The organism is Pseudomonas sp. (assembly GCF_041601375.1).
Lineage (GTDB): Bacteria > Pseudomonadota > Gammaproteobacteria > Pseudomonadales > Pseudomonadaceae > Aquipseudomonas.
Genome location: NZ_JBFIIG010000084.1, coordinates 1 through 17,217, shown reverse-complemented (window position 1 = coordinate 17,217; position 17,217 = coordinate 1). Strand labels below are relative to the sequence as shown.

The 17,217-nt window shown below is 67.0% G+C and carries 13 protein-coding genes; 5 read left to right on the top strand and 8 right to left on the bottom strand.

All coding sequences use genetic code 11. From position 1 onward, the window contains the following. On the bottom strand, positions 1-435 hold a 435-nt coding region (locus ABZE94_RS12485), incomplete at its 3' end, for an aminotransferase class III-fold pyridoxal phosphate-dependent enzyme (RefSeq protein ID WP_372875840.1). Positions 436-585: 150 nt separating this feature from the next. Here ABZE94_RS12485 and ABZE94_RS12480 point away from each other — a divergent pair. Next, positions 586-1,506: a LysR family transcriptional regulator gene (locus tag ABZE94_RS12480; protein ID WP_372875839.1), complete on the top strand. Its 921-nt coding sequence runs from the start codon at positions 586-588 to the stop codon at positions 1,504-1,506. Positions 1,507-1,650: 144 nt separating this feature from the next. Here the strand turns inward: ABZE94_RS12480 and ABZE94_RS12475 are convergent, their stop codons facing one another. The 3 genes from ABZE94_RS12475 to ABZE94_RS12465 all read right to left on the bottom strand — a co-directional run bounded on the left by ABZE94_RS12475 (position 1,651) and on the right by ABZE94_RS12465 (position 7,405). Beyond that, positions 1,651-2,841: a Bcr/CflA family multidrug efflux MFS transporter gene (locus tag ABZE94_RS12475; RefSeq protein WP_372875838.1), complete on the bottom strand. Its 1,191-nt coding sequence runs from the start codon at positions 2,839-2,841 to the stop codon at positions 1,651-1,653. 256 nt (positions 2,842-3,097) lie between these two features. Beyond that, positions 3,098-6,235: an efflux RND transporter permease subunit gene (locus ABZE94_RS12470; RefSeq protein WP_372875837.1), complete on the bottom strand. Its 3,138-nt coding sequence runs from the start codon at positions 6,233-6,235 to the stop codon at positions 3,098-3,100. Positions 6,236-6,247: 12 nt separating this feature from the next. Next, the gene (locus ABZE94_RS12465) at positions 6,248-7,405 is read right to left on the bottom strand and encodes an efflux RND transporter periplasmic adaptor subunit (protein ID WP_372875836.1); all 1,158 of its coding nucleotides are present in this window, start codon (positions 7,403-7,405) and stop codon (positions 6,248-6,250) included. 327 nt (positions 7,406-7,732) lie between these two features. On the opposite strand from ABZE94_RS12465, the gene ABZE94_RS12460 reads away from it, so the two are divergent. Then, entirely contained in the window at positions 7,733-8,359 is a 627-nt protein-coding gene (locus ABZE94_RS12460; protein ID WP_372875835.1) for a TetR family transcriptional regulator, read from the top strand. 656 nt (positions 8,360-9,015) lie between these two features. Here the strand turns inward: ABZE94_RS12460 and ABZE94_RS12455 are convergent. Continuing rightward, positions 9,016-9,228, bottom strand: a complete 213-nt coding sequence (locus tag ABZE94_RS12455; RefSeq protein WP_372875834.1) for a heavy-metal-associated domain-containing protein — start codon at positions 9,226-9,228, stop codon at positions 9,016-9,018. A gap of 154 nt (positions 9,229-9,382) precedes the next feature. Here ABZE94_RS12455 and ABZE94_RS12450 point away from each other — a divergent pair, with 154 nt between their 5' ends. Together ABZE94_RS12450 and cueR are read left to right on the top strand one after the other, a co-directional pair. Continuing rightward, a complete protein-coding gene (locus ABZE94_RS12450; RefSeq protein ID WP_372875833.1) occupies positions 9,383-11,770 on the top strand; it encodes a heavy metal translocating P-type ATPase in 2,388 nt (795 codons plus the stop codon). A gap of 265 nt (positions 11,771-12,035) precedes the next feature. Next, entirely contained in the window at positions 12,036-12,452 is a 417-nt protein-coding gene (cueR, locus tag ABZE94_RS12445) for a Cu(I)-responsive transcriptional regulator (RefSeq protein WP_372875832.1), read from the top strand. 671 nt (positions 12,453-13,123) lie between these two features. On the opposite strand, the gene ABZE94_RS12440 is transcribed toward cueR, so the two are convergent. Genes ABZE94_RS12440 through ABZE94_RS12430 form a run of 3 tightly spaced genes read right to left on the bottom strand, consistent with a single transcriptional unit; the run spans position 13,124 to position 16,207 of the window. Beyond that, on the bottom strand, positions 13,124-13,717 hold the full coding sequence (locus tag ABZE94_RS12440; RefSeq protein WP_372875831.1) for an HAD family hydrolase: 594 nt from the start codon (positions 13,715-13,717) through the stop codon (positions 13,124-13,126). After that, the gene (gene tesB, locus ABZE94_RS12435; RefSeq protein ID WP_372875830.1) at positions 13,714-14,583 is read right to left on the bottom strand and encodes an acyl-CoA thioesterase II; all 870 of its coding nucleotides are present in this window, start codon (positions 14,581-14,583) and stop codon (positions 13,714-13,716) included. Before tesB ends, ABZE94_RS12440 begins: the two co-directional genes overlap by 4 nt. Positions 14,584-14,602: 19 nt before the next feature. After that, the gene (locus ABZE94_RS12430; protein ID WP_372875829.1) at positions 14,603-16,207 is read right to left on the bottom strand and encodes a nitroreductase family protein; all 1,605 of its coding nucleotides are present in this window, start codon (positions 16,205-16,207) and stop codon (positions 14,603-14,605) included. A gap of 69 nt (positions 16,208-16,276) precedes the next feature. On the opposite strand from ABZE94_RS12430, the gene ABZE94_RS12425 reads away from it, so the two are divergent. After that, positions 16,277-17,209, top strand: a complete 933-nt coding sequence (locus ABZE94_RS12425; RefSeq protein WP_372875828.1) for a histone deacetylase — start codon at positions 16,277-16,279, stop codon at positions 17,207-17,209. Positions 17,210-17,217: the final 8 nt, after the last annotated feature.

Genomic DNA, 17,217 nt, shown 5'->3' with positions numbered 1-17,217 from the left:
CTTGGTCTTGGCCGGCTGGCCCTTGAGGCGCCAGTAGGCCTTGGCCATCTTCACCGCGGTGTCGGCGCACTCGGAGCCGGAGCTGGTGAAGAACACGTGGTTGAGCTCGCCCGGCATCAGGTCGGCGATCTGCTCGGCCAGTTGGAAGGACAGCGGGTGGCCGTACTGGAAGCCCGGCGAGTAGTCGAGGGTGCCGAGCTGCCTGGCCACCGCGTCCTGGATGTCCTGGCGGCAATGGCCGGCACCACAGGTCCACAGGCCGGACAGGCTGTCGTAGACCTTGCGACCCTGATCGTCGGTCAGCCAGCTGCCTTGCGCGCCGACGATCAGCCGTGGGTCCCGCTGGAACTGGCGGTTGGCGGTGAACGGCATCCAGTGGGCATCCAGCTTGAGCTGGCTGGCCAGTGATGGGGCGGCGGTCTGTGGCATGTTCATGGCGGCCTCGCAAGGAGAGTGGAAGCGACTGGGTATCTGTTGATCGACTGTGGACGCGATAAAAACCAATCTGTTGCCAGACAAGGTGCCACGGGCATACATTCGGTAAAACCAAACTCTTCTTATCTTTAGTTAAGCGGTTACTAAACAATGAGCACACGCCGCCCCGATCCCCTGGCCCAGGTCAGCGACTTCGATATCCGCCTGCTCAAACTGTTTCGCAGCGTGGTCGAGTGCGGCGGTTTTTCCGCCGCCGAGAGCGTGCTGGGGATCGGCCGTTCGGCGATCAGCCAGCAGATGAGCGACCTCGAACAGCGCCTCGGTTTGCGCCTGTGCCAGCGCGGTCGCGCCGGCTTCGCCCTGACCGAGGAAGGCCGCGAGGTGTACCAGTCGACCCAGCAACTGCTGGCGGCGCTGGAGAGCTTTCGCACCGAGGTCAACGGCCTGCATCAGCACCTGCGCGGCGAGCTGAACATCGGCCTGACCGACAACCTGGTGACGGTGCCGCACATGCGCATCACCAATGCCCTGGCCCGGCTCAAGGAGCGCGGCCCGGAGGTGCGCATCCATATCCGCATGACCCCGCCGAGCGAGGTCGAACAGGGCGTGCTCGACGGCCGCCTGCACATCGGCGTGGTGCCCCAGGCCGGCGCCCTGTCCGGGCTGGACTACCAGGCGCTGTACGACGAGCGCTCGCTGCTCTACTGCGCGGTCGGCCATCCGCTGTTCTATGTCGACGACCAGCAGCTCGAGGATCAGCGCTTGAATGCCCAGGACGCCATCGCGCCGACCTTCCGCCTACCGCCGGAGGTGCAGAGCCACTACCAGGCCCTCAACTGCACCGCCAGCGCCTCGGACCGCGAGGGCATGGCCTTCCTGATCCTCACCGGACGCTTCATCGGCTACCTGCCCGATCACTATGCCGCGGCCTGGGTGCAGCAGGGCCGCCTGCGCGCGCTGAAACCCGCTACGCGCTTCCATGACCTCAGCCTGGCCGCCGTCACCCGCAAGGGCCGCCGACCGCACCTGGTGCTGGAGAGCTTTCTCGAGGGACTGGCGGCGAGCGGCTAATCGGCGGCGTTCCGTAGGGCGGCTCGGGCGGCGATCCGTTCGAAGCTTGCGGCTGTGGAGGAGTCCATATACACCCTACGGATCGTGGATTGCCCCCCGATCTGCTGCAGACTTTCGCAGCAGCCGGGAGTTTTTCACGGCCGCTCACCAACCCGGATGCCCGCCCCGCCGCTCGGCCCAGCGGGTGAACCGCGAGGCGAGCACGGCCAGCGCCGCGCAGGCGCAGATCACCAGGGCCATCGGCCAGGCACTGCCATCATGCAGCGCGCCGACCAGCGCCGCCGCGCTGGCGGCTATGCCGAACTGCAGGCTGCCGAGCAATGCCGAGGCGCTGCCGGCATGCCTGCCCTGCCCGGCCATGGCGCAGGCCGAGGCGTTCGGCAGGAGAATGCCGAGACAGGCAATGCAGCCGAACAGGGGGATCAGCAGCGGCCACAGGTGCGCCGGACGAGCAGCTGCGATCGCCAGCAGCAGCAGGCCGCAGGCCAGGTAGAACCACACCGTGCGGCGCAGCCAGTAGCCCGGCCCATGCCGCGCCACCAGCCAGGCATTGAGTTGCGCCACCAGGATGAAACCCAGGGCATTGCTGCCGAACAACCAGCCGTAGTGCTCGGCCGGTACGCCATACAACTCGATGAAGACGAAGGGCGAACCGGCGATGTAGGCGAACATCCCGGCGATGGCCAGGCCGCCGGTCAGCGCATGACCGAGAAACGGCCGGTCGCCGAGCAGCCGCCGGTACTCGCCCAGCGCGCCGCGCAACGGCGCTCTCGGCGCGTCGGCCGCCAGGGTCTCCGGCAGCCACAGCGCCACCCCGAGCCAACTGAGCACGCCGAAGGCGAACAGGCAGACGAAGATCGACTGCCAGCCGAGCAGACTCAGGAGCAGGCCACCGGCCAGCGGCGCGAGGATCGGCGCCAGGCCCATGACCAGCATCAGCTGGGAGAACACCTTGGCCGAAGTGATCGGATCGCACAGGTCGCGCACCACGGCACGGGTCACCACCATGCCGGCGCAGCCACCGAGGGCCTGGACGAAGCGCGCGGCGATCAACCACTCCAGGCTCGGCGCCAGGGCACAAGCCAGCGAAGCCAGGCAGAACAGCAACACACCGGCGAGCAGCGGTTTGCGCCGGCCGAAACGGTCGGCCAAGGGCCCGTAGATCAGTTGCCCCAGCGCCAGGCCAATGAAATAGGCGGCCAGCGACAACTGCACATGCTCGACGTCGGTGGCGAAGACCCGCGCCAGGGTCGGGAAACTCGGCAGGTAGAAGTCGATGGCCAGGGGGCCAAACGCGCTCAAGGCGCCGAGAATGAGCAGAAGACGTAGAGGCATGGGGTTCCAGGACAGATTGAATATGGATATTTACGGGGCGGGCCTGGCGCCGATCAGCCAATCCACTCCCGACGCAGGGGGGTTAGGCGCATGCCCCCATCCCCGCGCGGAGTGCGCAACCTGGCGCGCCGTAACCCACCATTTTCGGGATTTCCACTGTTGGTATCGGCGCTACCCGGTTACCCGGCCTTCGCGGGCCGTGGTGGATTGGCTATCGGGGCAGGCCGCTACCCCGGCCTACCCGGCTTCCCTCCACCTACGACTCGACCGCCGGCTCGGCGGCTTTCTTGCGGCCGCCACTCAACTTGGCGGCCCACGACTCCACCAGCAGGTAGAACATCGGGATCAGGAAAATCGCCAGCACGGTCGCCGCGAGCATGCCGCCGATCACCCCGGTGCCGATCGAGTGACGGCTGGCCGAACCGGCGCCGCTGCTGATGGCCAGCGGCACCACGCCGAGGATGAAGGCCAGCGAGGTCATGATGATCGGCCGGAAGCGCAGGCGCGAGGCCTCCATTGCCGAGTCGACGATGCTCATGCCCTGCGCTCGGCAGAGCACGGCGAACTCGACGATGAGGATGGCGTTCTTCGCCGCCAGGCCGATCAGGGTGATCAGGCCGACCTGGAAGTAGACGTCGTTCTCGATGCCGCGCAGCCAGACCGCGAGAATTGCGCCGAACACCGCGAACGGCACCGCGGTGACCACCGCCAGCGGCAGGGTCCAGCGCTCGTACTGGGCCGCGAGGATCAGGAACACCATGATCAGGCCGAAGACGAAGGCGGTGCTGCCCGAGCCCTGGGTGGCCAGCTCCTGGAACGCCGAACCGGTCCAACCGATGCTGTAGTCGCTGCCGAGCACTTCGCCGGCCACCTCCTGCACCGCCGCCAGGGCCTGGCCGGAGCTGTAGCCAGGCGCCGGGCCGCCGAGGATCTTCGCCGCCGGGTAGACGTTGAAGCGCGCGTAGCTGTCCGGGCCGAGGATGCGCTCGACCTTGACCAGGGTCGACAAGGGCACCAGTTCGCCGCCGGCGGCGCGCACGTAGACCTGAGACAGGTCCTCGGGCTTGCGGCGGAACTCCGACTCCGATTGCAGGCTGACCTGGAAGGTGCGGCCGTACAGGCTGAAGTCGTTGACGTAGTAGCTGCCGAAGGTCGCCTGCATGGCGGTGAACACGTCGCTGATCGACACCCCCAGGGCGCGGGCCTTGGTGCGGTCGAGGTCGATGTAGTACTGCGGCACGTTGGCGCTGAAGGTGCTCTGCACCCCGGCCAGTTCCGGACGCTTGGCCGCGGCGGCGAGGAAGGCGGCGACCTTGGCCGCCAGCTCCTGGGTGCCGGCGCCGCTGCGATCCTGGATATAGCCCTCGAAACCGCCGGTGGTGCTCATGCCGGTGATCGGCGGCGGGTTGAAGGTCATCACCACGCCGTCCTTCTGCTGCGCGCCCATGGCCATGAATTCGCGGGTCAGGTTGCGCGCATCCAGCTCCGGCGTGGTCCGTTCGCTCCAGTCTTTCAGTGGCACGAAGGACACCCCGGCATTGCTGCGGGTGCCGAAGGTGAGCACGTCGAAACCGGCGAAGGTCACCACGTCCTCGACCGCCGGGTGCGCCATCAGCTGCTGGGTCACCTCGCTGGTGAGCGTCTCGGTACGGGTCAGCGAGGCGGCCGGCGGCAGGAAGTAGGCGTTGATCACGTAGCCCTGGTCCTCGTTGGGCACCAGGGAACTGGGTACCCGATTGAACAGCACGGCCATCAGCGCGATCATCAGGCCGAACAGCAGCAGGCCCACCACCGAGCGCTTGAGGAAGAAGCGCACGCCGCTGGTGTAGCCGTCGGTCAGGCGCTCGAACAGGCGGTTGAACCAGCGAAACGGCGCCGCCGGCTCCTGGTGCCCGGGCTTGAGCAACAGCGCGCACAGCGCCGGGCTCAGGGTCAGCGCGACTATGCCGGAGATCACCACCGACACGGCGATGGTGATGGCGAACTGCTTGTACATCTCCCCGGCCAGGCCGCCGAGGAAGCCCACCGGCACGAACACCGCGCAGAGCACCAGAACGATGGCGACGATCGGCCCGGTGACCTCTTGCATGGCCTTGATGGTCGCTTCGCGCGGGCCGATCTTGTCCTTGTTCATTACCCGTTCGACGTTCTCGATCACCACGATGGCGTCGTCCACCACGATACCGATGGCCAGCACCATGCCGAACAGGGTCAGCAGGTTGATCGAGAAACCGAGCAGGTACATGCCGGCGAAGGTGCCGATCAACGACACCGGGATCGCCAGCAGCGGGATCAGGGTGGCACGCCAGTTCTGCAGGAACAGGAAGACCACCAGCACCACCAGCACCAGCGCCTCGAAGAAGGTGTGGATCACCTCCTTGATCGAGACCCGGACGAACTTGGTGGTGTCGTAGGGAATCTTGTAGGTCATGCCCTCGGGAAAGCGCTGCGACAGGCGCTCCAGGGTACTGCTCACGGCATCGGCGGTGTCCAGGGCATTGGCCCCCGGCTGCAGGTAGATGCCGAAGGCGGCATTCTGCTGACCGTTGAGCGAGGTCATCAGCGAGTAGTCCTGGGCCCCCAGCTCGATCCGCGCCACGTCCTTGAGCAACAGGCTGGCGCCGGTCGCGTCGGTGCGCAGAATGACGTTCTCGAACTCCGCGGGGTCGGTGAAACGGCCCTGGGTGGTCACCGTGTAGGTGAAGTCCTGCGCCTGCTCCAGCGGCTGCTGGCCGAAGCTGCCGGCGGCGAACTGCGAGTTCTGCTCGCGGATCGCGCCGACCACGTCGGTCGGCGTCAGGTTGTACTGCGCCAGCTTGTCCGGGCGCAGCCAGATGCGCATGGAATAGTCCTTGGAGCCGAACTGGCGGGCATCGCCGACGCCGGGCAGGCGCTTGAGTTCGTCGATCACGTTGATCAGCGCGTAGTTGCTGATGTACACCGGGTCGCGCGAGCCGTCCGGGGAAAACAGGGTGACCACCTGGAGGATGTCCGAGGACTTCTTCTCCACCTTGACCCCCTGCCGGCGCACCTCCTCGGGCAACTTGGCCAGGGCCGCCTGGACCCGGTTGTTGACGTCGATGGTGGCCTGGTCCGGGTCGGTGCCGACCTGGAAGTACACCGACAGGCTCATGGCGTTGCCGCCGGAGTTGGACTGCTGGTAGATCATCCCCTCGACGCCGTTGATCGACTGCTCCAGCGGCGCCGCCACGGTTTCGGCGATGACCTGGGCACTGGCGCCGGAGTAAGTGGCGCTGACCGTGACCTGCGGCGGCAGGATCTGCGGGTACTGGGCAATCGGCAACGCACGCATGGCCATCAGGCCGGCGAGAATGATGACGATGGAGATGACCGCGGCGAACACCGGGCGGTCGATAAAGAAGCGTGAGATCACCGGCGACGCTCCTTAGGGTTGTTTGGCGGCTGACTGGCTAACAGGCGCGGGGGCTTCGGCAACTTTCACCGGGGTATCCGCACGCACCTTGGGCAGCCCCTCGACGATCACCCGATCGCCGGCACTGATGCCCGACTCGATGACCCAGCGGCCATTGGCGGTGTGCCCGGTGCCGACCTGGCGCATGCGCGCGATGCCCTCATCGTCCACCACATAGACGAAGGTGCCGCGCGGCCCCTGGGCCACGGCCCGCTCCGGCACGGTGATGGCGCCGGGCTGGCTGATGCCCTTGAGCAGAATGCGCACGAACTGGCCGGGGAGCAATTTCTCCTCCGGGTTGGGCACCACGGCGCGGGCACTGATGGTGCCGGTGCCGCGATCGACCAGGCTGTCGGTGAAGTCCACCTTGCCCGCCAGCGGGTAGCGGGAACCGTCGCCGTAGAGGATTTCGGCACTCAGCTGTTCGCCTTGCAACACCAGCGCACCATTTTGCAGGCCGCTGCGCACGCGCTCTACCTCGCTGTCCGGGGCGGCAAAATTGACGTAGATCGGGTCGAGCTGGGTGATATTGCTCAGCAGACTGGCATTCGGGTCGCCAGCCACCATCAGGCTGCCCTCGGACACGGTTTCCTTGCTGGTAATGCCGGAGATCGGTGCCTTCACCGTGCAGTAGTCGAGGTCGATCTGCTTGGACTGCACCTCGGCCTCGGCGGCCTGGATATTGGCCTTGCTCTGCTCGTAGTTGGAGATCGCGTTATCCAGCTCGCTCTCGCTGGCGAAACCCTTCTTCTGCAGCTCGCGGATGCGCCGCAGGTCGCGTTCGGTCTGCCGGTAGCGCGCCTGCTCCTGGGCCAGCGCGCCCTTGGCGCGGGCCAGGGCGGCCTGATAGGTGCGCGAGTCGATGCGGAACATCACCTGGCCTTTGCTGACCCGGCTGCCTTCCCGGTAGGTGCGTTCCTGCAGAATGCCACTGACCTGGGCACGCACCTGCACCTCGCGAAAACCCGCGGTGCGTCCGGAGTACTCGAATACCAGCGGCAGCGACTCGGCGCTGGCGGTCTCCACCAGCACTTCAGGCGCGGGGCGCGCGTCGGCGGCCTGGAGCACAGGCGTCAGGGCGCCATAGGCCAGAATCCCCAGGACGAGAGGGAGGTGACGGACAAGAAACATAGGGTTCTCCGGAACAACAGGATGCGCGCAGCATTGAGAGCTTGTGAAAAAACTCTCGCCTACTGCGACCGCCTCCAAACGTCCGCTGCGACGTTGCGCTACGTGAAAAGCAGGGTCATTTAGCTCACTAAACTCCCCTGCTTTTCACGTAGCGCGCCTTGCCGCGAACGCCTGGAGACAGCCTCGCTACGGCGCTCGATTTTTTCACAAGCTCTGAGGCAACGATGCTAGTTACATTCACCATTGTTTGTAAATAGAATCTCGTGGTTAAAATCATTACACTCTGTTGCCCAAATCAGCCCCTGGAAAGATTCCCCCCTTACCGCCATGCGCCGAACCAAAGAACAAGCCGAACAAACCCGCGGCGCCATCCTGGCCGCTGCCGAGGCACTGTTTCTGGAAAAAGGCGTGGCCCACACCAGCCTGGAACATATCGCCCGCCACGCCGGAGTCACCCGTGGCGCGGTGTATTGGCATTTCGAGAACAAGGCCCACCTGTTTCACGAGATGCTCAGCCAGGTGCGCCTACCGCCCGAGCAAATGGCCATGCGCCTGAGCGCCTGCGCCGAGCGCGATCCCCTCCTGGCGCTGCGCGAGCTGTGTATCGAGGCCATCGAAAACCTCGCCCGCGATGAACGCAAGCGGCGCATCCTCACCATCCTCCTGCGCCGCTGCGAGTTCACCGACGAGCTGCGCGAGGCGGAGCAGCGCCACGCCGCCTTCATCACGCAGTTCATCGCCCTGTGCGAACAACAGTTCGACCAGCCCGGGGTCAGGGCGCGGCTGCAACCGGGCATGAGCCCACGCCTCGCCGCCCGCACCCTGCACGCGCTGATCATCGGCCTGTTTCACGACTGGCTACGCGACCCGACCCTGTTCGACCCCTTGAGCGACACCGCGCCCATGATCGACGCCTGCTTTCGCGGCCTGGTGCGCGACTGGCAGCAAGGATAAGTAGCGCACCATCGGCTACTCGGCGCGGTACAAAAGCTGGCGGGTTGTCGCTGAGCTCCGCACGGAATGCCGCCCGAGCCGCCCTACAGTTCGCCCAACAATCTCGAGCAATCTGCAACCTGTAGGGTGTCACTCGCCGCAGGCAGTGCACCGTCGATCACCGGTGCGACATACATCTGGCGGGTTGTCGCTGCGCACCGAACGGAATGCCGCCCGAGCCGCCCTACAGGTCGCCCAACAATCTCGAGCAATCTGCAACCTGTAGGGTGTCACTCGCTGCAGGCAGTGCACCGTCGATCACCGGTGCGCCATACATCTGGCGGGCTGTCGCTGCGCTCCGAGGCCGCCCTACGGACAGGCCACAGAATCTGGAACAACCCGCGTTCCGTAGGGTGTCACTCGCCGAAGGCAGTGCACCATTGGCCACTCGGCACGGTACAAAAGCTGGTGGGTTGTCGCTGCGCTCCGAGCGGACGGCGCCCCGGCCGCCCTACCTCCGAACGGATCGCCGCCCGGGCCGCCCGACGGCCTCGAGTAATCCGCTCAATCCAGAATGGCCCGCAACCCGTAGCCGGACGCAATCCGGAACATCGCCGGGCCCGCAGCCGCGGCCGCGGGGGCTTCTCGCCTGCGGGCCAACGACCGTGCAAGCCGCCTTACGCCAGCCCCGCCCCGTAGCCCGCCTCGGCAATCGCGATGATCAGCTCGTCGCTCGACAGGCTGCTGACCACACGCGCCTCACCACCCTGCAACTTCACCTTTACATCGGCAGCCGGATCGCGCGCCTGCAAGGCCTCGGTAATCGCCTTCACGCAATGCTCGCAGGTCATGCCTTCGATCCTGAGTGTGTGAACCTTTGATGCTTGCATCTGCAACCTCCTGTTTGAATGTCTGCCCCCAATTTTACGGGAGGTGCACAGTGTCGGGCTTGACCCATGGGTAAGGTCAAGGCATAAAAACAGCACTTGACCTTACCCATGGGTCAAGGTTGATCCTGTAGCGGAACTCAACGGAGGCTCCTGCATGTCCGATCTGACCACCTTCGACCTGCCGATCAACGGCATGACCTGCGCCAGTTGCGCCGGCCGAGTCGAGCGCGCCTTGCGCAAAGTGCCCAATGTCGCCAGCGCCACGGTCAACCTGGCCAGCGAACAGGCGCGCATCGAAGCGCCGGCGGACAGCCTGGAGCAGTTGCTCGCCGCCGTTATCGGCGCCGGCTATCAGGTGCCCAGCGAACGCCTGGAATTGGCCATCGACGGCATGACCTGCGCCAGTTGCGTCGGCCGCGTCGAGCGTGCCCTGGCGCAACTGCCGGGCGTGCTCATGGTCAGCGTCAACCTGGCCACCGAGCAGGCGCTGCTGCAGGTCACGCCGGGGCTCGACGCGCAAAGCCTGCTGCAGGCGGTCGCCAAGGCCGGTTACACGGCCACCCTGGTGGATCTCGAGAAGCCCGCCCAACCGGCCGCCGAGCGTCACTTGCAACGCGAGCGCTGGGCTCTGGCACTGGCCCTGCTGCTCACCGCGCCGCTGCTGATCCCGATGCTGGCGGAACCATTCGGCGCCCACTGGATGCTGCCGGCCTGGCTGCAGTTCGCCCTGGCCACGCCAGTGCAGTTCGTCTTCGGTGCGCGCTTCTACCGCGCCGCCTGGCTGGCCCTGCGCGCCGGTGCCGGCAACATGGATCAACTGGTCGCCCTGGGCACCAGCGCCGCCTATGGCCTGAGCCTCTATCAATGGGCAATCACCCCGAGCGGGACCATGCCGCACCTGTATTTCGAGGCCGCGGCGGTGATCATCAGCCTGATCCTGCTCGGCAAATACCTGGAAAGCCGCGCCAAACGGCAGACCACCAGCGCCATCCGCGCCTTGCAGGCCCTGCGCCCGGATCAGGCGTTGCGCCTGCGCGATGGCGTCGAACAGTGGGTGCCGCTGAGCGCCCTGGTTCTGGGCGATCAGGTGCTGGTCAAGCCCGGCGAGCGCTTCCCGGTCGACGGCCAGGTGCTGCAGGGTCAGAGCCATGCCGACGAAGCACTGATTAGCGGCGAGAGCCTGCCGCAACCCAAGCAACCGGGCGACAAGGTCACCGCCGGGGCGATCAACGGCGAAGGCCGCCTGCTGATCGAGACCACCGCCCTGGGGGCGGAAACCGTGCTGGCCACGATCATCCGCCTGGTCGAGGACGCCCAGGCGGCCAAGGCGCCGATCCAGAAGCTGGTGGACAAGGTCAGCCAGGTCTTCGTGCCGACCGTGCTGCTGCTCGCCCTGGCCACCCTGCTGGGCTGGTTGCTGTTCGGCGCCACGCTGCAAACCGCGCTGCTGAATGCCGTGGCGGTACTGGTGATCGCCTGCCCCTGCGCCCTCGGCCTGGCCACGCCGACGGCGATCATGGCCGGCACCGGGGTGGCCGCGCGCCACGGCATTCTGATCAAGGACGCCGAAGCCCTGGAAGTGGCCCATGGGGTCACGACCGTGGCATTCGACAAGACCGGCACCCTGACCTCGGGCACGCCGCGGATCGCCCACATGAGCGCACTCGACGGCGACACCGCGACCCTGCTGCAACTGGCCGGCGCCCTGCAACGCGGCAGCGAGCACCCGCTGGCCAAGGCGGTGCTGGACGAATGCAGCGCCCGCCAGTTGTCGCTGGCCGAGGTGGTCGACAGCCAGGCCCTGGCCGGACGCGGGATTGCCGGGCAGATCGGCGAACGCCAACTGGCCCTGGGCAACAAACGCCTGCTCGAAGAGCGCTGGCTGCACAACCCGAGCCTGGCCGCCGAGGCCCTGGCCTGGGAAGCCGAGGGCCGCACCCTGTCCTGGCTGATCGAACAGGCGCCGACGCCGCAGGTGCTGGGCCTGTTCGCCTTCGGCGACACCCTCAAGCCCGGCGCCGCCGAGGCCGTCGCCCAGCTCAAGGCGCAGGGCATCGACAGCCACCTGATCAGCGGCGACAACCGCGGCAGCGTCAATGCGGTGGCCGGCGCCCTGGGCATCGACGCCATACATGCCGAGGTGCTGCCGGCAGACAAGGCGGCGATCGTCGGCGAGCTGAGGAATACCGGGGTGGTGGCGATGGTCGGCGACGGCATCAACGACGCCCCGGCGCTGGCGGCCGCGGATGTCGGCATCGCCATGGGCAGTGGCACCGATGTGGCCATGCATGCCGCCGGCATCACCCTGATGCGCGGCGACCCGCGCCTGGTGCCGGCGGCGCTGGACATCAGCCGGCGCACCTACAACAAGATCCGGCAGAACCTGTTCTGGGCCTTCATCTACAACCTGGTCGGCATTCCCCTGGCTGCGGCCGGCCTGCTCAACCCGATGCTCGCCGGCGCCGCCATGGCCTTGTCCAGCCTCAGCGTGGTGAGCAACGCCCTGCTGCTGAAGACCTGGAAGCCGAAAGATCACCACTAACCCGTAGGATGGGTCGGGCCGCGTAGGTTAGGCGCCCGCAAATTGACCTGCGGCCGGACCGTAGGATGGGTTAGCCGCCCAGGCGATGCCCGGCAAGACCGCGTTTTCTGCGCGGCGTAACCCATCATTGCGGCGTACCTGCTGACGCTCTGTTGGGTTACGCGGCGTCTCGCATCTGTGACTTGCTCGGGAATGCAGCCGCCGCTAACCCAACCTACGACTGCGCTCAACGCTCATCCTACGAACAACGTTTCGGAGACCGCCCATGAATATCGGCCAAGCCGCGCAGAAAACCGGCCTCAGCGCCAAGATGATCCGCTACTACGAGTCGATCGACCTGCTGCCGGCCGCCGGGCGCACCGACAGCGGCTACCGCCAGTACGGCGCCCAGGACCTGCACCGCCTGGCCTTTATCAAGCGCTCCCGGGACCTGGGTTTCTCCCTGGCCGAGGTGGCCCAGCTGCTGGCGCTGTGGCAGGACCGCCAGCGCGCCAGCGCCGACGTCAAGGCCCTGGCCGCCGGGCATATCGCCGAACTCAACCACAAGATCGCCGAACTCAGCAGCCTGCGCGACACCCTGCAGGACCTGATGCAACACTGCCAGGGCGACGACCGCCCCGACTGCCCGATCCTCAAGGACCTGGAGTCCGGCGGCGGCAACCACACGACCAGCAACCTGTAGGGTCACTCGCCGCAGGCAGTGCACTATTGGTTTATCGGCGCGACACAAAGCCGGCGGGTTGTCGCTTCGCTCCGAACGGAACGCCGCCCGAGCCGCCCTACAGTTCGCCCAACAATCTCGAGCAATCCGCAACCCGTAGGGTGTCACTCGCCGCAGGCAGTGCACCGTCGATCACCGGTGCGACATACATCTGGCGGGCTGTCGCTTCGCTCCGAGGCCGCCCTACGGTTGCCCAACAATCTTGAGCAATCCGCAACCCGTAGGGTGTCACTCGCCGCAGGCAGTGCACCGTCGATCACCGGTGCGACATACATCTGGCGGGCTGTCGCTTCGCTCCGAGCGGACGGCGCCCCGACCGCCCTACCCGCAGGCAGTGCACCATGGTTTATCGGCGCGGCACAAAGCCGGCGGGTTGTCGCTTCGCTCCGAACGGAACGCCGCCCGAGCCGCCCTACAGGTCGCCCAACAATCTCGAGCAATCCGCAACCCGTAGGGTGTCACTCGCTGCAGGCAGTGCACCGTCGATCACCGGTGCGACATACATCTGGCGGGCTGTCGCTGCGCTCCGAGCGGACGGCGCCCCGACCGCCCTACCCGCAGGCAATGCACCATTGGTTTATCGGCACGGCACAAAAGCCGGCGGGTTGTCGCTGTGCTCCGAACGGACTGCCCTACGGCTCGATCGAGCTCCGCAGCGCCGCGCAATTCACGGCGAAGTGATCGGTCAGCTCCGGCCAGGGGTTGTCCGGCAGATTGACCAGCACGCCGCAGGCGCCGGCGGCGCGGGCGCATTCCAGGTCGAAGCGGTAGTCGCCGACCATCACCAGTTCGTCCGGCGTCACCTGCCAGCGCTCGGCCAGGTGCAGCAAACCGCCGGGATGGGGCTTGGGCGGCGCCTCGTCGCGGCCGAGAATGTCGCCACTGGCGAAGCAGTCGCCCAGGCCGATCGCCTGCAGGGTCACCAGCGCCAACTCGTGGGCGTTGCGGGTGAGGACGCCGAGCCGGCAGCCGCGTCCGTGCAACGCGCGCACCAGCTCGATGGCCCCCGGTGCCGGCTCGGCGCTCAGCGCCAGCTCGCGTTCGTGCTCCAGCAGCCAGGCGTACTTGGCCGCCGCGACTTCATCGGGCAACGCCGCCAGGTGATGGAGGATGTCGTGTTCCTGGGGGATGTCCAGCGAGCGCTTGATCGCCGCGAAATCATGCACCGGCAGGGTCAGGGTGCCGTCCATGTCGAACACCCAGTGGCGCGCCGCATGCAGCTTCATTTCCAGTCCTCACGCACCCGGGTCAGGCCTTCCTGGGCGACCGAGGCGACCAGTTGGCCCTGACGGTTGAAGATGCTGCCGCGGGAGAAGCCGCGGGCATTGCCGGACCAGGGACTGTCCATGGCGTAGAGCAGCCAGTCGTCCATGCGCAGGTTGCTGTGGAACCACAGCGAATGGTCGAGACTGGCGACCTGCATGAACTTCTGCCAGACCGACACCCCATGGGGCAGCATAGAGGTGGTCAGCAAGTTGAAGTCGCTGGCATAGCCGAGCAGGTACTTGTGCAGCTGCGGATCGTCCGGCAGGTCGCCGGCGGCGCGGAACCATACATACTTGACCGGCTCGCCGGGCTCCGGGGCAAAAGGGTTATCGACCGTCACCGGACGGATCTCGATCGGCTTGCCGCTCACCGCGCGCTCGCGCATGCGCTCGGGCAGCGAGTCGGCGATCAGCCGGGCCAGTTCGGTTTCCGACTTCAGGCCTTCCGGTCCCGGCACATCCGGCATCGGGTTCTGGTGGTGAAAGCCTTCCTCGTCGTACTGGAAGGAGGCGCTGCAGGTGAAGATCGGCTTGCCCTTCTGCACCGCCATCACCCGCCGGGTACTGAAGCTGCCGCCATCACGCACCCGGTCGACCTGGTAGACCACCGGTAGCGCCGCATCGCCGGGGCGCAGAAAATAACCGTGCATGGAATGCACGTGGCGATCCGCCTCGACCGTCTGGCTGGCCGCCGACACACACTGACCGAGCACCTGGCCGCCGAACAACTGACGAAACCCCAGATCCTGACTGAGGCCACGAAAGAGGTTCTCTTCGATGGCCTCCAGGCTCAACAGGGCGACCAACTCGTCCAGTACCTGACTCATGCTTGTTCTCCAATAACCGCTAAGAGCGCGGCAAACGTAATTCGGGATAGGCCGGTAGCGAGCTGAGACGCTCATCCCACACCGCCCGACCAATAGTGAAATGGTAAAGACTTTGCCAGCGGCTGTCGGCAAGTCCTAGCAATTCATGGACCGAATCGTCGAAATAGCAACCGATGCCCGTGGCGGAGAGCCCCGCCGCCTCGGCTTCCAGATAGAGCAACTGGCCGATCTGCCCGCACTCCCAGTACAACCGCGGGTAACGCCAGGCGCCGGCCTCGAGGGCCGTGTCGAAGCGCGCCAGCATGGCCAGGGCCACGCAGCCATCGCTGGCGATGTCCTGGCCGCAGGAGAGAAACTCCGCCAGGCCGCGGGCGTCGCCTTCAAGCAAGCGGTACAGCGGCAATTCGTCGTGCACCCGCTGCCACAGAAAGTCCTCGCGCAGGCCGCCGGGTTGCGCCTGCCCGTCGACCCGCGCCAGCCAGTACAGGCCGGGGTCCAGGCCCTGCACGCGGTGGACGAACAGCAGCAGGTCGACCTGCGCCGCCTCCCCGGTCAGGGCGAAAGGCACCGGCGAATTGGCCGGCATCAGCCGCTGCAGCCAGGCGAACAGCAGCTCGGCGTGAATCCCGCTCTTGCCGTCCATGGCTTGCGCGCTGCGCCGGCGATGCAGGATCGGCCGCAGCGACAGGCCGGGATTGTCCGCCTGCACGCGACCGGCTTCAGCCAGCCAGGGCTGCGCGGGCAAGGCCGGGGCGCGGCAGAACGCCTGCACCCGGGCCAATTCCGGCCAGTCGCGCTGCTGAGGCGACAGGCGATTGGGGGCACCCTGCAACTCCAGCGCCGCCAGGCCTTGCAGCACGCTGTCGGGCAGGACGAACTCGGCGGCCTGGGCCGGGCCGATCCAGAGCAGGCAGTCGACGTGCTCGGCCTCGGCAAAGCCCGCGCGGTCCAGGCCGAACACCCCGTCCAGGCGCGCCTCGGCCACCCCGCGCAGCAGGCGCACCTGCCAGCCCAGCGCGCTGGCGGCCAGCGCCAGGCCAGCCAGGGCATGGCCGAGGTCATGCTGGCAGTAGCGATAGGCCCGTTCGCCGTATTTCCACGCCTCGCGCCAGGGGATGCTGGTCAGCGCCAGCAGGCAGCCGCCCGCCGGCAACGCCTGGGACAACTGGGCGGCCAGCGCCGTCGGCAGTTCGCCACGCACCTCCAAGGCATGGACGTCGGCCGTGTAATGGGCCAGCAAGGCCTCGTCCTGCAGACTGCCGGCCGGCAGCAGCAGATAGGCCTCGGTCGGGTGCAGATTGCCCGACGACGGATTGACCCGCAGCGCCCAGCGGCTGCCGCCGGCCTCTTTCCAGGCCGACAGCGCCAGGCTGTCATACAGCAGCTGCGAGACACTGGCGCGGTCCAGCGCTGCCGGCGGCCCCAGGGGTTCGGCGAACACCGCGTCGTAATCGGGCGACTCCTCCAGCGGCCGCTGCCACAGCTCGATCAGCCGCGCGGCGTCGTAACGCCGAAAGGCGGCGGGCTGAGTCGACCACTCCAGCTGCCCGGGTCCGGGGGCGAAGCGTTGCGGCTGGTGTTTGCTCAGTTGGTGATAGGCGCGCACGGCGTCCTGCTCGGTCATTACGGCTCCACTTGAGTCGGTCCAGGCAGCGCCGCCATACTCAGGCGCTGCATTAAAGAGGGCCATTGTATGCGCCTACCGCTGGTCTATCACGACGACTACAGCCCGCCCTTCCCGGCCGGTCATCGTTTCCCCATGGAAAAATTTCGCCTGCTGCGCGATCACCTGGTGGCCGGCGGCCTGACCAGCGATGCCGAGTTGCTGCGCCCCGAGCTGTGCCCGCCGGAGGTGCTGGCCCTGGCCCACTGCCCCGCCTATATCGAGCGCTACATGAGCGGCGAACTGCCGCGCGAAGACCAGCGCCGCCTCGGCCTGCCCTGGAGTGCCGCCCTGGCCCGGCGCACCCTGCGTGCGGTGGGCGGCTCGCTGTTGGCTGCCGAGCAGGCCTTGCAGCATGGCCTGGCCTGCCATTTGGCCGGTGGCACCCATCACGCCCATTACGATCACCCGTCCGGCTTCTGCATCTTCAACGACCTGGCGGTGATCGCCCGCTACCTGCTCGAGGCCGGCAAGGCGCAACGGGTGCTGATCTTCGACTGCGATGTGCACCAGGGCGACGGCAGCGCGCGGCTGCTGGCCGATGTCCCGGAGGCTATCACCGTCTCCCTGCACTGCGAAAAGAACTTCCCGGCGCGCAAGGCCGCCAGCGACTGGGACATCCCCCTGCCGATGGACATGGGCGATGGCGCCTACCTCAAGGTGGTGGACGACGCGCTGAACTACCTGCTGCCGCTGTACCAGCCGGACATCGTGCTGTACGACGCCGGGGTCGACGTACACCGGGACGACGCCCTCGGCTACCTGCAACTCACCGACGCCGGCGTCGCCGCCCGCGACCGGGCGGTACTCGAGCACTGCCTGGGCCGCGACATCCCGGTGGTCGGCCTGATCGGCGGCGGCTACGACCAAGACCGCCACGCCCTGGCCCGCCGCCACGGCATCCTCCATCACAGCGCGGCCAAGGTCTGGGCCAGCCGCGGGTTAGGCCGTAGCTTGGGTTAGCGGCGCAG

What these genes read in the sequence shown, in the direction of transcription:
- ABZE94_RS12480 (WP_372875839.1), top strand. Translation starts at nt 586, where the DNA reads ATGAGCACACGCCGCCCCGATCCCCTGGCCCAGGTCAGCGACTTCGAT.
- ABZE94_RS12475 (WP_372875838.1), bottom strand. Translation starts at nt 2,841, where the DNA reads ATGCCTCTACGTCTTCTGCTCATTCTCGGCGCCTTGAGCGCGTTTGGC.
- ABZE94_RS12465 (WP_372875836.1), bottom strand. Translation starts at nt 7,405, where the DNA reads ATGTTTCTTGTCCGTCACCTCCCTCTCGTCCTGGGGATTCTGGCCTAT.
- ABZE94_RS12460 (WP_372875835.1), top strand. Translation starts at nt 7,733, where the DNA reads ATGCGCCGAACCAAAGAACAAGCCGAACAAACCCGCGGCGCCATCCTG.
- ABZE94_RS12455 (WP_372875834.1), bottom strand. Translation starts at nt 9,228, where the DNA reads ATGCAAGCATCAAAGGTTCACACACTCAGGATCGAAGGCATGACCTGC.
- ABZE94_RS12450 (WP_372875833.1), top strand. Translation starts at nt 9,383, where the DNA reads ATGTCCGATCTGACCACCTTCGACCTGCCGATCAACGGCATGACCTGC.
- cueR (WP_372875832.1), top strand. Translation starts at nt 12,036, where the DNA reads ATGAATATCGGCCAAGCCGCGCAGAAAACCGGCCTCAGCGCCAAGATG.
- ABZE94_RS12440 (WP_372875831.1), bottom strand. Translation starts at nt 13,717, where the DNA reads ATGAAGCTGCATGCGGCGCGCCACTGGGTGTTCGACATGGACGGCACC.
- tesB (WP_372875830.1), bottom strand. Translation starts at nt 14,583, where the DNA reads ATGAGTCAGGTACTGGACGAGTTGGTCGCCCTGTTGAGCCTGGAGGCC.
- ABZE94_RS12430 (WP_372875829.1), bottom strand. Translation starts at nt 16,207, where the DNA reads ATGACCGAGCAGGACGCCGTGCGCGCCTATCACCAACTGAGCAAACAC.
- ABZE94_RS12425 (WP_372875828.1), top strand. Translation starts at nt 16,277, where the DNA reads ATGCGCCTACCGCTGGTCTATCACGACGACTACAGCCCGCCCTTCCCG.